Origin of the sequence: Variovorax sp. TBS-050B (assembly GCF_029893635.1) — a bacterium.
Classification (GTDB): domain Bacteria; phylum Pseudomonadota; class Gammaproteobacteria; order Burkholderiales; family Burkholderiaceae_C; genus Variovorax.
On record NZ_JARXYR010000002.1, the window covers coordinates 1,350,737 to 1,363,744 of the forward strand.

Sequence of the window (13,008 nt, forward strand, 5' to 3'; positions counted from 1 at the left end):
AAGCGGCCCTGCCACGGCGCGTTCGCGCTGCCGGGCTCCGGCCGAAGAAACAATGACGCTGGATTTCATCTCCAACACACTTATCGGACGACTCAGAGGTAATCGCACATGCCCAAGGAAGAACTGATCGAAATGAACGGCGCAGTGACCGAGGTCCTGCCCGACTCGCGCTACCGCGTCACGCTCGACAACGGCCATCAGCTGATCGCCTACAGCGGCGGCAAGATGCGCAAGCACCACATCCGCATCCTCGCGGGCGACAAGGTCTCGCTCGAACTCTCGCCCTACGACCTGACCAAGGGTCGCATCACCTTCCGCCACCTGGAGCGCCGCGGCCCCCCGCCGACCAACTCCGGCAACAACAACACGCCCCGCCGCTGATCCGCGACCGACGAAAGGGCCTTGCGGCGCCCCGCGACGGGTGCTCGGCAAGGCCTTTTGGTTTTTGCGGTCCTCATTCGGCTGCCGAACGATGACCCCACCCGATTCCACAGCCGGCGCCTCCCAGGCCGACGCCCGCGGCTTCGCCACGCTGGCGCTCTCGCCGCAGATGCTGGCCAACCTCACGCAGCTCGGCTACACGCAGATGACGCCGATCCAGGCGGCCAGCCTGCCGCCCGCGCTGCTCGGCAAGGACCTGATCGCCCAGGCCAAGACGGGCAGCGGCAAGACCGCCGCCTTCGCCCTCGCGCTGCTCGCCAACCTCAATCCGCGCCGCTTCGCGGTGCAGGCGCTGGTGCTGTGCCCCACGCGCGAACTGGCCGACCAGGTCACGACCGAGATCCGCCGCCTCGCGCGCGCCGAGGAGAACATCAAGGTGGTCACGCTCTGCGGCGGCGTCGCGCTGCGCGGGCAGGTCGCGAGCCTGGCGCACGGCGCGCACATCGTCGTGGGCACGCCGGGCCGGATCATGGACCATCTGGAGCGCGGAAACCTCGACCTCGAGCCGCTCAACACGCTGGTGCTCGACGAGGCCGACCGCATGCTCGACATGGGCTTCTTCGACGACATCGTGAAGGTCGCGCGCCAGTGCCCGAAGGAGCGGCAGACGCTGCTGTTCTCGGCCACCTACCCCGAAGGCATCGCCCGGCTCGCGCAGCAGTTCATGAAGAGCCCCGAGCAGGTCACGGTGCAGGCGCAGCACGAAGGCAGCCGCATCCGCCAGCGCTGGTACCAGGTGAAGGAGAGCGAGCGGCTGCATGCGGTGAGCCTGCTGCTCGACCACTTCCGCCCCGTCAGCACGCTGGCCTTCTGCAACACCAAGCAGCAGTGCCGCGACCTGGTGCAGGTGCTGCAGGCGCAGGGCTTCAGCGCGCTGGCGCTCTTCGGCGAACTCGAGCAGCGCGAGCGCGACCAGGTGCTGGTGCAGTTCGCCAACCGCAGCTGCTCCGTGCTGGTGGCCACCGACGTGGCGGCGCGCGGGCTCGACATCGCGCAGCTCGAGGCGGTGATCAACGTCGACGTGACGCCCGATGCCGAAGTGCACATCCACCGCATCGGCCGCACCGGCCGCGTCGGCCAGCAGGGCGGCGCCGAAGGCCTGGCGCTGAACCTCGCGAGCATGGACGAGATGGGCAGCGTCGGCAAGATCGAGCAGCTGCAGGGCCGCGAATCCGAATGGCACGCGCTGGCCGAGCTCACGCCGGGGCAGGGCGCGCCGCTGCAGCCGCCGATGGCCACGCTGCAGATCGTCGGCGGCCGCAAGGAAAAGATCCGCGCCGGCGACGTGCTGGGCGCGCTCACCGGCGAATGCGGCTATGCCCGGGAGCAGGTCGGCAAGATCAACGTGAACGAGTTCTCGACCTACGTGGCCGTGGCGCGCGACATCGCCGCCGAGGCGGCGCGCAAGCTCGCGAGCGGCCGCGTCAAGGGCAAGAGCGTGAAGGTGCGCCTGCTCGAACTCTGAATCCCCGTCATGCTGCTTGCTTTGGCTTGTGGCAGGCAAAATCCCCGATGTGGCCTAATTGCGCCTCGAACATCATTTTTCATCCGAGCTTTTCCATGCCCAAGAAAATCCGTACCGAAGCCGACCGTCTCGCCAGCCCCAAGCCGACGCCCATGCCCGGCTTCACCCTGCCGCGCTCCGGTGGCGGCCAGAAGGTCAGCCTGGAACGCGGCACCGCGACGCGCAGCAAGAAGAACCCCGGCAAGCGCGCCAAGAAGGGCGGCTGATCCGCCTGCGACGGCTCGCAGGAGCCTCGACGAACGCGCCCCCGGGGCGCGTTTTGTCATTGGAAAGCCCCTGAATCCCACCGGCCCCGCGATGTCCGACGACAACCAGATCCACATTCCGCCCTCGTTCTTCGCGGTCTACAGCGATGCGCGCCAGCGCCTGCTGGCCCCCATCGGCGTGGTGCGCGAGCGCTACGAGGTCTGCGAGGACCTGGCCAACCACCTCGTGGCGCATGCGCAGATCCAGCACCACACCGAGGTGCCGGTCGAGCGCGAGATCCTGCGCCGCATCCATGCGGGCCTCTCCACGCCCGAGGCCGGCGTGTCGGCCGCCGAGGCCGAGTGGATCGTGCAGCGGCTCGCCGAGCTGCTCGGCTGGCCCGCACCCGAGCCGGCGGCGCCCGCGGACGACTGAGCGCGCTCAGGGCGGCGAAAACCGCTCGCGCAGGAAATCGACGAAGGCGCGCGTCTTCGCCGCGAGGTGGCGCGACGGATACACCGCGTAGACCGGCGTCCGGTCGGCCTCCCAGTCCTCGAGCACCGCCTGCAGCCGCCCTTCGGCCAGCGCCTGCTGCACGTAGATGCGCGGCATCAGGCTGAGGCCGAAGCCCGCGAGCAGCGCGTCGCGCACCGCCAGGCTGGAGCTGACCTTGTAGCGCCCGTCGATCGGCACCGCGACGCTGCGGCCCGCGCGCGTGAAGGTCCACCTGTGCGCATGGCCCGACAGCGTGAACTGCACGCAGTCGTGCGCCTTGAGGTCCTCCGGCTCGCCGGGCCGGCCGAAGCGCTCGAAATACGCCGGCGCGCCGCAGACCACGTGCGTCATCGTCATCAGCTCGCGCGCGACGAGGCTGGAATCCTCCAGCCGGTCGCTGCCGCGGATCGCGAGGTCGTAGCCCTCGCCGACCAGATCGGCGCGGCTGTCCTGCAGGTCGAGTTCGAGCCGCAGGTTCGGATGGCGCGCCAGGAACTGCGGAATGTGCGGCGAGATGCAGGTCAGCGCGAAGGTCAGCGGCGCGCTCACGCGCAGCACGCCGCCGGGGCTGGCGCCCATCGGCGCGAGCGCGGCATCGGCCTCGGCAAGCTCGTCGAGGATGCGCGACAGGCGCGCGTGGTAGGCCGCGCCGGCCTCGGTGAGGCTCATGCTGCGCGTGGTGCGGTTGATGAGGCGCACCTTCAGATGCGCCTCGAGTTCGGCGATGTTCTTGCTGACCGCCGCGGCCGACAGGCCCAGTTGCCGCGCGGCGCCCGCGAAGCTGCCGCTCGCGGCGGCGGTGCGGAAGACCTTGAGCGCGGTGAGATGGTCCACGTGAATTGACAACCATTGGTTGAGGATCAATTCATTATTCGGCCATTAACAACCAGGGGTCAACTCACTACAGTCGACCCATGACCCGCCGCACCACCGACGTCCTGCTCACCGCCACCGCGCCCGCGATTTGGGGCAGCACCTACATCGTGACCACCGAGCTGCTGCCCGCCAACTACCCGCTCACGGTGGCGCTGCTGCGCGCGCTGCCGGCCGGGCTGTTGCTGCTGCTGATCGTGCGCCAGCTGCCTGCGCGCGCATGGTGGGGGCGCATCCTGGTGCTGGGCGCGCTGAACTTCTCCATCCTCTGGGCGATGCTGTTCCTCGCGGCCTACCGGCTGCCGGGCGGCGTGGCCGCGACCCTCACCTCGTTGCAGCCGCTGTTCGTGGTCTTCCTGGCCAGCCTGTTGCTCGGCGTGCCGGTGCGCGCGCTCGCGGTGGTGGCGGCGCTGGTCGGCATCGGCGGCGTCGCGCTGCTGGTGCTCACGCCGCAGGCGACGCTCGATGCGCTCGGCATCGCCGCCGCGCTGGCCGGCGCGGCCTCGATGGCGCTCGGCACGGTGCTGAGCCGGCGCTGGCAGCCGCCGGTCTCCGCGCTGACCTTCACGGCCTGGCAGCTGACCGCGGGCGGCCTGCTGCTGCTGCCGCTCGCGCTCTGGCTCGAACCGCCGCTGCCCGCGCTCACGGCCGCCAACTGGATCGGCTTTGCATGGCTCGGCCTGATCGGCGCGGCGCTGACCTACATCGTCTGGTTCCGCGGCGTGGCGCGGCTGGAGCCTTCGGCCGTGGCGCCGCTGGCCTTCCTGAGCCCGGTGACGGCCGTGATCCTGGGCTGGGCGCTGCTGGGCCAGAGCCTCTCGGTGCCGCAGGTGGCGGGCATCCTGACGGTGATCGCGAGCATCTGGCTGAGCCAGCATGCGCAGCGCGGCGCCCCGCCGCCGGTGCTCGCGCGGCCCGCGGCGCGCTGAGTTCAGGCCGGCTGCGCCGCCGCCGCCCGCTTCAGCAGGCGGATGTAGCCGGGCTGCACCTCCATCTTCGCGGTGACGCCGCGGCGCTGCAGCAGCCGGTGCGCCCGGGGCAGGTTCCAGCACGGCAGGCTGGTGAACATGTGGTGCTCGCAGTGGTAGTTGACCCAGTAGGGCGCCACCAGCGCGCGTTCGAGCCAGCCCGCGTGCGTGGTGCGCGCCTGGCGCAGCGGATCGGGCTCGTCCTGGGCCACCAGCGCATGCTCGGCGATGTTGCGCACGCGGCTCACGAGCGGCAGCCAGGTCGCCATCGGCAGCAGCCACATCAGCAGCCATGCCCACCACACGCCGGCCGCCGCGAACGCGAGGAAGCCGAGCCCGTTGCCGACGAGGAAGCGCCGGTCCTTGGCGATCTCGCGGCCGAAGGCGCGCCAGGCGGACTCGCCGGCGGCGCGCGCGCGGATGCCGGCGGCGATGTGGCCGAAGCGCTGCCTGTAGAAGGTCTGGCCGCTGAGGTCGCGCACGACCTTGCGCCACATCGAGGCGCGCGTGATCGGGAAGGGCGCGGAGAGCACGAGGTCGGGGTCCTCGCGCTGCTGCACGAAGCGGTGGTGCTGCAGGTGGTAGGGCCGGTAGTCGCGCAGCGCGGGCGCGCAGAGCCAATGGCCGATCCAGTCGTTGAGCCCGCGGTGGCGGTGCAGGCTCGCATGGGCGGCGTCGTGCATGAGGACGAACAGGCCGAGCTGGCGCGCGCCGACGATCGGCACCACGAGCGGCACGGTCCAGGGCCAGGCGATGCCCGCGAGCATCGCGGCGCCGATCACGCCCCAGCAGTGCGCCACCAGCCACACGCCCCGCCACGACGAGCGCGCGGTCAGCGACCGCCATTCCTCGGCGGTGAAGAAGTCCTCGGGTCGGGCACGGGGCGCGGCGGCCATCGCGCCAGTATGCGCCGCGGACGCCCGCGCATCACGGGGACTTGCCCGCAAGGCGGCGCCGCGGCCCCGGTGGCGCTACTTGTCGATGATCTTGCGCGCGAAGACTTCGAGGTAGTCGAGCAGCCGGTTCGCGCCCGCGACGGCCGCGGCCTCGTCGCCGGTGGCGATGCCCTGGGCCAGCTCGAAGTGCGCGTTGGCGCCTTCGACGATCTCGCCCTCGTGCTGGTAGGCGTACCAGAAGCGCCGGCACTGCACGATCAGCGGCGTCACGGCCTTCACCGCCGAGTCGTTGTGGCTGGCCTGGTGGTTGACCAGGTCGAGTGCGCGGTCGGCGCGCATGTAGTCGTTGAGGTTGCCGCGCCGCGCGGCCTCGACCATGAGCTCGGCGCAGCGCACGATCTCCTTGCGCTGCAGCGCGGTGGCGCGCCGCGCCGAGCAGGCCGCGATCAGCCGCTCCAGCACGCGGCGGGTCTGGATCACGTCGAGGTGGTCCGCGAGGTCGATGGTCGAGACCAGCAGCCCGCGCCGCGGCTGCTGCACGATCAGGCCGATGGCCACCATGCGCATCAGCGCCTCGCGCACGGGTGTGCGGCCGAGGCCGGTGCGCTCGGCGAGCTCGGCCTCGACGATCTGGCTGCCGGGCTCGAGCTGCAGCGTGGAGAGCAGGGTCTCGATCGCTTCGTAGGCGAGGTCGGCGGCCCTTCGCTTGGGCTGCGGGCGGAGCGGGGTCTTCGGGGGGGCCATCGGTTGCTTGTCGTGCTTCTGCTGCTTCGGGCTCATTGTCGGTCCCCGCCCGCGTCATCCGCGAGGCCGGCGAGCGTGGCGATGCGCACCGGCGACAGCGGCGGGCGCGGCGGCGGCGGCGTCCAGCCGAAAAGGAACTGCGCGGCGTCGCCGCAGACGCGGCCCTGGCAGGCGCCCATGCCGCAGCGGTGATGCAGCTTGGCATCGGCCCAGCCGCTGCAGCCGGCCACGGCCGCCAGCGGCACGTCCTCGCAGCGGCACAGCAGCGTGTCGGCCTGCGGCATGCGCCGCAGTTCGTCCGCCAGCGCGAAGCCGCGGTGCAGCCGGTCGGCGAAGGCATCCCAGCGCGCACGCGCCGCGACATGCCGTTGCGCGGCCTGCATGTTGCCGACCGCGGCATGGCCCGCGATCGCGCCCTGCGCCAGCGCGCGTTCGCTGCCGCCGAAGCCGGTGCATTCGCCGGCCGCGTAGATGCCGGGCCTGCTCGTGGCCTGCTGCGCATCGACGGCGAGCCCCGGCGCGCGGTCGCCCGGCGCGGCGAGGGCGCAGCCGAGCAGGCGGCCCAGCTGGGTGTTGGGCACCAGGCCGAAGCCGCAGGCCACGCGGTCGCAGGCGATCTCCTCGGTGCGCCCGGCGCGCAGAAGCCGCACCGCTTTGACCTGCGTGCCGCCCTGCACCGCGACGATCCGCGACGCGGTGCGGTAGCGGGCATCGGCCAGCGTCAGCGCCTGCATGGCCTTGCCCGGCCAGCGCAGCAGCCCGGCGGCAAAGCCGGCGACCGCTGCGAAGCTTGCCTGCTCGGCGATGCGCACGACCTTCGCGCCCGCCGCGCGCGCGGTGGCCGCCGCGGCCAGCAGCAGCGGCCCGCTGCCCGCGACGACGATGCGCTCGCCCTCGACCGGCAGGCCCGCCTTGACCAGCGCCTGCAGGCCGCCCGCGCCGGTGACGCCGGGCAGCGTCCAGCCCGGGAAGGGCAGCATCAGCTCGCGCGCACCGGTGCAGAGGATCAGCCGCTGCCACTGCATGCGCCAGGCGCGCGCGGCATCTTCGAGCAGCAGCACGTCGGGCGCGGGCGCCGCGACCACGCGCGTGCCGCTGCACAAGCGGATGCGCGGCTGGCGTTCGAGCGCATCGCGCCATGCGCGCGCTGCGGCGGGCAGCGAGGCGCCGGGGCCGTCGCGCCAGATCTGCCCGCCGGGCGCGGGGTTGTCGTCGATCACCGCGACCGATGCGCCGCCCTGCGCCGCAGCGACCGCCGCGGCCATGCCGGCCGGCCCCGCGCCGACGATGAGCACGTCGCATCGCTCCCCGGCCATGGCCGCATTCGTCATCGGCCGGTCTCCACGCGCATGCCCTCGGCGCAGACGGTCTGGCAGGCGAGCCTGCGCTGGCCGTCGATCTGCACGCGGCATTCCTGGCACACGCCCATGCCGCAGAACGGTGCGCGCGGCGCGCCGCCGACGGAAGTGCGCGCCACGCCGCTGCCACCCGCCACCCGCAGCGCGGCCGCGACCGAGCTGCCGGCCTTCACCTGCACCGGGCGGCCGTCGATGTGCAGCAGGACGTGGGCGCCGCTCATGCAAGCAGCCCGCGCGGGGCGTAGGGCGCGGCATCGAAATCGGCCGCCGCGCCGGTCATCAGCGCGGCGAGCAGGTGCGCGCTGCCGGGCGCGGTGGTCACGCCGAGCCCCTCGTGGCCGACGGCGAGCCAGAGCTTCTCGCGCCACGGATGCTTGCCGAGCAGCGGCAGCCCGTCAGGCGTGGCGGCGCGCATGCCGGTCCAGGCGCGGATCGCCTGCAGTTGCGCAAGCCCCGGCAGGTAGTCCACGGCGCGCTGCAGCATGCGCGCGAGCATCGGTGCCTCGACCGCCGGATCGGTGGTGTCGAACTGCCGCGAGGAGCCCACGAGCAACTGGCCCGTGGGCCGCGGCTGCACGTTGAAGGCCACCGATTCGCCGCTGGCATGGTGCGCGCTGGTGACGTAGCCGAGCTCCACCAGCTGGTGGCGCACGGTGCCGGGATAGCGGTCGGTGATCAGCAGATGGCCCTTCTTGGGCCGGATCGGGAGTTCGGGGCAGAGCGTGGCGGCCTCGATGCCGTTGGCGAGCACGATCTGCGCGGCGGTGCAGCGGCGGCCGTCGGCGAGGCGCAGCGTGCCGTCGTCCTCGATGGCGTCGACCTTGGCATGCGTCACGTCGATCGCACCGCCGCCCTGCGCGATCAGCCAGCGCGCCGCGTTGGGCGCGTAGACGATGCCGTCGCCGGGCACCTCGAGCGCACCCGCGAGGCCGGGGCGCAGCGCGGGCTCGGCGCGCCCGAGCGCGGCGGCGTCGAGCAGGCGGCTCTCGATGCCGTGCGCGCGCAGCCGCTCGCGCTTGCGTTCGGCCTCGGCCATTTCCTCGTCGTTCGCGGCCACCCAGAGCGTGCCGCAGGCGCTGTAGGCGCATTCCGCGCCCATGCGGGGCGCCAGCGCGCGCCACTGGGCGGCCGAATGGCGGCTCAGCGCGAGTTCGGCGGGGTTGTCGTCCATCACCACGAGGTGGCCCATGCCCGCGCCGGTGGCGCCGCCGCACTGCGCATCGAGCACGCGCACGCGCCGGCCGGCCTGCGCCAGCGCAAGGGCGCAGGCGGCGCCGACGATGCCGGCGCCGATCACGATGACCTCCGCGTCCATGCCGCGCGGCGTCAGAGCCGGATGCCCCAGCCGAAGGGATCGTCCGCGTCGATCAGCAGCGTGGCCTCGGCGCTGATGTGCGCGCGGCCGCGCAGCGTGGGGATGACCTGGCCGCCTTCGCCGGGCGCGTAGCTGGCCTCGAAGCGGCTGCCGATGACGCTCGCCTGCGTCCACACCTGGCCGGGCGCGAGCTTGCCGTCGGCCGCGAGGCAGGCGAGCTTGGCGCTGGTGCCGGTGCCGCAGGGCGAGCGGTCGTAGGCATTGCCGGGGCAGAGCACGAAGTTGCGGCTGTCGGCGCCTTCGTCGTCGTCGGCGAAGAGTTCGATGTGGTCGATCTCCGCGCCGCCGGCCCCCGTGATGCCCTGCGCCGCGAGCGCCTGCCGGAGCGCCGCGGTGTAGGCGGTGAGGGCGGGCAGGTTGTCGCTGGCCACGCGCTGGCCGTGCGCGCTCACGAGGAAGAACCAGTTGCCGCCCCAGGCCACGTCGCCGCGCACGATGCCGTGGCCCGGCAGCTCGACCGCCACCTGGTGCAGATGGCGCCAGGCCGGCACGTTGCGCACGCTGACCGAGCCGTCGTCGTGCAGCGTGGCGGCAACGGTGCCCACGGGCGTCTCGATGCGGTGCTCGCCCGCGCCGATGCGGCCCATGTGCGCGAGGCTCGCGACCAGGCCGATGGTGCCGTGGCCGCACATGCCAAGGTAGCCGGTGTTGTTGAAGAAGATCACGCCGGCGGCCGCGTCGGCGGCCACGGGTTCGCACAGCAGCGCGCCCACCACCACGTCGCTGCCGCGCGGCTCGAGCACGGTGGCCGCGCGCCAGCGGTCGTGCCGCTCGGCGAGCAGCGCACGGCGCTCCGCCATGCTGCCGCCGCCGAGCGCGGGAAAGCCGCCGATCACGAGGCGCGTGGGCTCGCCGCCGGTGTGGGAGTCAATGACCTGGATGCGCTGCTGCTGGCCTGCCATTGGGATCTGCTCAGTAGCTCGCGAGCGGCACGGGCGCGGCGTTCTTGAAGGTGAACACCGTGATCGGCGCCTGCTTCATGTTGCCCTTGTCGTCGTAGCTGTAGGTCGCGGCCACGCCCTTGTAGGTGGTCTTGTAGAGCTCGGCGCCGACCTTGTCGGGATCGATGGAGTTGGCCTTCTGCATCGATTCGCCGATGAACATCAGCTGGTCGTAGTAAGAGGCGGCGTAGGCGTCGGCATCGACGTTGAAGCGCTTCTTGAACTTGGCCTTGAAGGCCGGGCCGCTCTGCGCCTTCTCGAGCATCGAGCCGCCCTGGGCGCAGAACACCATGTCGTTGACCGCATCGCCGCCGAGCTTGCCGGTGGCCGGGCTGCAGACGGTGTCGCCGCCGAGCAGCTTGCCGCCCACGGCGAGCTGTTTCATCTGGCGCGCCATCGGCGCGGCCTGCGGCGCGTAGCCGCCGAAGAAGATCGCCTCGGGCGCCTTGGCCTTCATGTTGGTGAGGATGGCGGTGAAGTCCACCGCCTTGTCGGTGGTGAACTCCTGGCCGACCACGGTCAGGCCCTGCTTCTTCGCTTCCTTGGTGAACTCCTCGGCGAGCCCCTGGCCGAAGGCCGTGCGGTCGTCGATCACGCCCACCTTCTTGACCTTGAGCACGTTGGCCGCATACACCGCCATGCTGGAGCCGATCTGGTTGTCGCTCGCGATGATGCGGTAGAGGTTCTTGTAGCCGCCCTGGGTCACCTTGGGGTTGGTGCCCACGGTGGAGACCATCGCGCCGCCATCGGCGTAGATGCGCGAGGCCGGGATCGCCACGCCCGAGCAGTACGGGCCCATGACGTACTTCACGCCGTCGTCGACCAGCTTCTGCGCCACGGCCACGCCGGTCTTGGCGTCGCACTGGTCGTCTTCCGAGACAAGCTCGAACTTCAGCGTCTTGCCGCCGACGGTGATCTTCTTCGCGTTGAGCTCCTCGATCGCGAGGCGCACGCCGTTCTCGTTGTCCTTGCCCGCGAAGGCATTCGGGCCCGAGAGCGGACCGCTGTGGCCGATCTTCACCACCTGTTCCTGCGCCTGCGCCTGGGCCGCGACGGCCACCAGCGCCGCGAGGGCGGCGAGACGGAGGGAGGGAACCATGCGTGCTTTTGTCTTCATGCTTCTTCCTAGGTTGGGGACAACGAAAAGGGAGTGGTTATGACACAACCGACTGGTACTGCACAGGCCGCGTGGCGAGCGCCTTCTTCACGATGGCCTCGACCGCGGCGCGCTCCTCGCCCACCAGCGGCAGCCGCGGACGGCGCATGTGCTCGCTGCCCACGCCCACCAGCACGTCGATCAGCTTGAGGTTCTGCACCAGCTTGTTCGACACGTCGAGGTGCAGCATCGGCGTCATCCACTGGTAGAGCTTCAGCGCCTCGGCGAACCGGCCGGCCTTCATCAGGTCGTAGAGCGCCACGGTCTCGCGCGGGAAGGCGCAGCCCACGCCCGCGAGCAGGCCGTCGCAGCCGAGCGCGAGGCCCTCGTAGGCGAGGTCGTCCACGCCAAGGAAGAGCTGGTAGCGGTCGCCCACGGTGTTGCGCAGGTCGGTCACGCGGCGGATGTCGCCGGTGCTTTCCTTGATCGCGGCGATCCATTCGCAGTCGGCGAGTTCGAGCATGTGCTCGGGCTTCAGGTCCACGCGGTAGGCCACCGGGTTGTTGTAGACCATGACCGGCTTCTGCGCAGCCTCCGCGATGGTGCGCACGTTCTGCATCGCCTCGCGCGCGTCGGCCACGTAGATCACCGAGGGCATCACCATGAAGCCCGCCACGCCGAGCTTGTTGGCGCCCTCCACGTAGCGCAGCGCCTCGCGGGTGCTGGTCTCCGACACGTTCGCGAGCACCGGAATGCGGCCGTCCGCGGCTTCGAGCGCGATCTGCGCGACCTGCAGCTTTTCCTCCAGCGTGAGCGTGCTGGCCTCGCCGAGCGAGCCGCAGGTGACCAGCCCGTGGATGCCGTTGCGGATCTGGAAGTCGATGTGGCGGGCGGTGCCCTCCGCGTCGATGCGCTCGTCGGCGTGGAACTTGGTGGTGATGGCGGGGAAGATGCCTTGCCAGCGGGGATTGCTCACGGGGTGCTCCTGGGATAGCGGTGGGAAGGCGTCCACTCTAAATATATTAAGGATATATTGTCAATATGCGAAAACGCGGCCCGCCAGAGGCGGCGAGGGCGCGCGCCCCCGCCTGCGAACGGTCGCTCAATCGATCTTTGCGCCCGAGGCCTTCACCACCGCGCCCATCGCCTCCCAGTCCGCACGCAGCAGCTTCTGGAACTCGTCGGCCGTCTGGGTGCGCGGCTCCACGCCCAGGCGCCTGAAGCGCTCCTGGATCGCGGGCTCGGCGAGCACCTTGTTGGCGGCGGCGTTGAGCCGCTCGACCTCGGCCCTGGGCGTGCCGGCCGGCGCGAGCAGGCCGATCCACGAATCGAAGGCATAGCCCGGCAGGCCGCTTTCGGCCACGGTGGACAGGTTCGGCAGGAAGGGGCTGCGCTTCTCGCCGGTGGAGGCGAGCAGCTTCATGCGCGGGTCGGTCTGGAAGCCCATGACGCCGATGCTCGAAGAGATCACCGCCTGCACCCGGCCCGCGAGCACCTCGTTGACCGCTTCGCCGGTGGACTTGGTCGGGATGTGCGTCATCTGCAGCCCGGCCTTGGCGAGGAAGGAGGCCATCGCGAGATGCGTCGCGCTGCCGTTGCCGGCCGAGGCGTAGTTGTACTTGCCGGGGTTGGCCTTGACCTCCTTGATGAAGTCGGCCGTGGTCGAGACGTTCAGGCCGCTCGCCACCGCGAGCACGTAGCCCGCGTTGCCGATGTAGGCCACGCCGACGAAGTCCTTCAGCGGGTCGTACGACAGCTTGCTGTAGAGAAAGCCCGCGATGTTGTGGCTCGCCGCCGCGAGGATCAGCGTGTTGCCGTCGGCCGGCGCCTTGGCCACCGCGGCCGCGCCCACGGTGCCGCCCGCGCCCGCGCGGTTCTCGACCACGGCGCTCGCATTGAGCGCCGCGCCCAGCTCGCTGTTGAAGGCGCGCGCCACGGTGTCCTGCACCGCACCGGTGCCGAAGGGCACCACGATATGGAGCACGCGCTGCTGCGCATGGGCCGCGGGGCCGAGGCCGCCGAGGGCCAGCGCGGCTGCCGCGGCAGCCAGCGAACGTCGGGTGAACAGGAGCGAGGAAGTCATCGGAATGGCCGCTTTCATCATCAGCAG

15 protein-coding genes are annotated in these 13,008 nt (G+C 71.4%); 5 read left to right on the top strand and 10 right to left on the bottom strand.

Features of this window, described 5'->3' with window-relative positions; genetic code table 11:
* Nucleotides 1-108 precede the first annotated feature (108 nt).
* The 4 genes from infA to M2165_RS09475 all read left to right on the top strand — a co-directional run bounded on the left by infA (nucleotide 109) and on the right by M2165_RS09475 (nucleotide 2,587).
* Nucleotides 109-381 carry a translation initiation factor IF-1 gene (gene infA / locus M2165_RS09460; RefSeq protein ID WP_280814392.1) on the top strand — a complete coding sequence of 91 codons (273 nt, stop codon included), beginning with the start codon at nucleotides 109-111 and terminating at the stop codon, nucleotides 379-381.
* Between the two features lie 91 nt (nucleotides 382-472).
* The gene (gene dbpA / locus M2165_RS09465; RefSeq protein ID WP_280814393.1) at nucleotides 473-1,906 is read left to right on the top strand and encodes an ATP-dependent RNA helicase DbpA; all 1,434 of its coding nucleotides are present in this window, start codon (nucleotides 473-475) and stop codon (nucleotides 1,904-1,906) included.
* Nucleotides 1,907-2,001: 95 nt separating this feature from the next.
* A complete protein-coding gene (locus tag M2165_RS09470) occupies nucleotides 2,002-2,172 on the top strand; it encodes a hypothetical protein (RefSeq protein WP_280814394.1) in 171 nt (56 codons plus the stop codon).
* 91 nt (nucleotides 2,173-2,263) lie between these two features.
* Complete coding sequence (locus M2165_RS09475) at nucleotides 2,264-2,587, top strand: hypothetical protein (protein ID WP_280814395.1); 324 nt, start codon at nucleotides 2,264-2,266, stop codon at nucleotides 2,585-2,587.
* 6 nt (nucleotides 2,588-2,593) lie between these two features.
* Here the strand turns inward: M2165_RS09475 and M2165_RS09480 are convergent, their stop codons facing one another.
* The gene (locus M2165_RS09480; RefSeq protein ID WP_280814396.1) at nucleotides 2,594-3,481 is read right to left on the bottom strand and encodes a LysR family transcriptional regulator; all 888 of its coding nucleotides are present in this window, start codon (nucleotides 3,479-3,481) and stop codon (nucleotides 2,594-2,596) included.
* Nucleotides 3,482-3,561: 80 nt separating this feature from the next.
* Here M2165_RS09480 and M2165_RS09485 point away from each other — a divergent pair, with 80 nt between their 5' ends.
* Nucleotides 3,562-4,449 carry an EamA family transporter gene (locus M2165_RS09485; RefSeq protein ID WP_280814397.1) on the top strand — a complete coding sequence of 296 codons (888 nt, stop codon included), beginning with the start codon at nucleotides 3,562-3,564 and terminating at the stop codon, nucleotides 4,447-4,449.
* Nucleotides 4,450-4,451: 2 nt separating this feature from the next.
* Here the strand turns inward: M2165_RS09485 and M2165_RS09490 are convergent, their stop codons facing one another.
* From M2165_RS09490 to M2165_RS09530, 9 genes are all read right to left on the bottom strand, one after another.
* Nucleotides 4,452-5,384, bottom strand: a complete 933-nt coding sequence (locus M2165_RS09490; protein WP_280814398.1) for a fatty acid desaturase family protein — start codon at nucleotides 5,382-5,384, stop codon at nucleotides 4,452-4,454.
* A gap of 75 nt (nucleotides 5,385-5,459) precedes the next feature.
* Entirely contained in the window at nucleotides 5,460-6,128 is a 669-nt protein-coding gene (locus M2165_RS09495; RefSeq protein ID WP_280814399.1) for a GntR family transcriptional regulator, read from the bottom strand.
* A 32-nt stretch (nucleotides 6,129-6,160) separates the two neighbouring features.
* Entirely contained in the window at nucleotides 6,161-7,459 is a 1,299-nt protein-coding gene (locus M2165_RS09500; RefSeq protein ID WP_280814400.1) for an FAD/NAD(P)-binding oxidoreductase, read from the bottom strand.
* Nucleotides 7,456-7,707 carry a (2Fe-2S)-binding protein gene (locus M2165_RS09505; protein WP_280814401.1) on the bottom strand — a complete coding sequence of 84 codons (252 nt, stop codon included), beginning with the start codon at nucleotides 7,705-7,707 and terminating at the stop codon, nucleotides 7,456-7,458. The genes M2165_RS09500 and M2165_RS09505 overlap by 4 nt, the downstream gene beginning before the upstream one ends.
* Nucleotides 7,704-8,801, bottom strand: a complete 1,098-nt coding sequence (locus tag M2165_RS09510; RefSeq protein WP_280814402.1) for an FAD-dependent oxidoreductase — start codon at nucleotides 8,799-8,801, stop codon at nucleotides 7,704-7,706. The genes M2165_RS09505 and M2165_RS09510 overlap by 4 nt, the downstream gene beginning before the upstream one ends.
* Nucleotides 8,802-8,812: 11 nt before the next feature.
* Nucleotides 8,813-9,763 carry a 4-hydroxyproline epimerase gene (locus M2165_RS09515; RefSeq protein WP_280814403.1) on the bottom strand — a complete coding sequence of 317 codons (951 nt, stop codon included), beginning with the start codon at nucleotides 9,761-9,763 and terminating at the stop codon, nucleotides 8,813-8,815.
* Nucleotides 9,764-9,773: 10 nt separating this feature from the next.
* Nucleotides 9,774-10,919, bottom strand: coding sequence for a branched-chain amino acid ABC transporter substrate-binding protein (locus M2165_RS09520; RefSeq protein WP_280814404.1), 1,146 nt, complete (start codon nucleotides 10,917-10,919; stop codon nucleotides 9,774-9,776).
* Nucleotides 10,920-10,956: 37 nt separating this feature from the next.
* Entirely contained in the window at nucleotides 10,957-11,874 is a 918-nt protein-coding gene (locus M2165_RS09525; RefSeq protein WP_280814405.1) for a dihydrodipicolinate synthase family protein, read from the bottom strand.
* Between the two features lie 126 nt (nucleotides 11,875-12,000).
* Nucleotides 12,001-12,981: a tripartite tricarboxylate transporter substrate-binding protein gene (locus tag M2165_RS09530; RefSeq protein ID WP_280814406.1), complete on the bottom strand. Its 981-nt coding sequence runs from the start codon at nucleotides 12,979-12,981 to the stop codon at nucleotides 12,001-12,003.
* Between the last annotated feature and the right edge of the window lie 27 nt (nucleotides 12,982-13,008).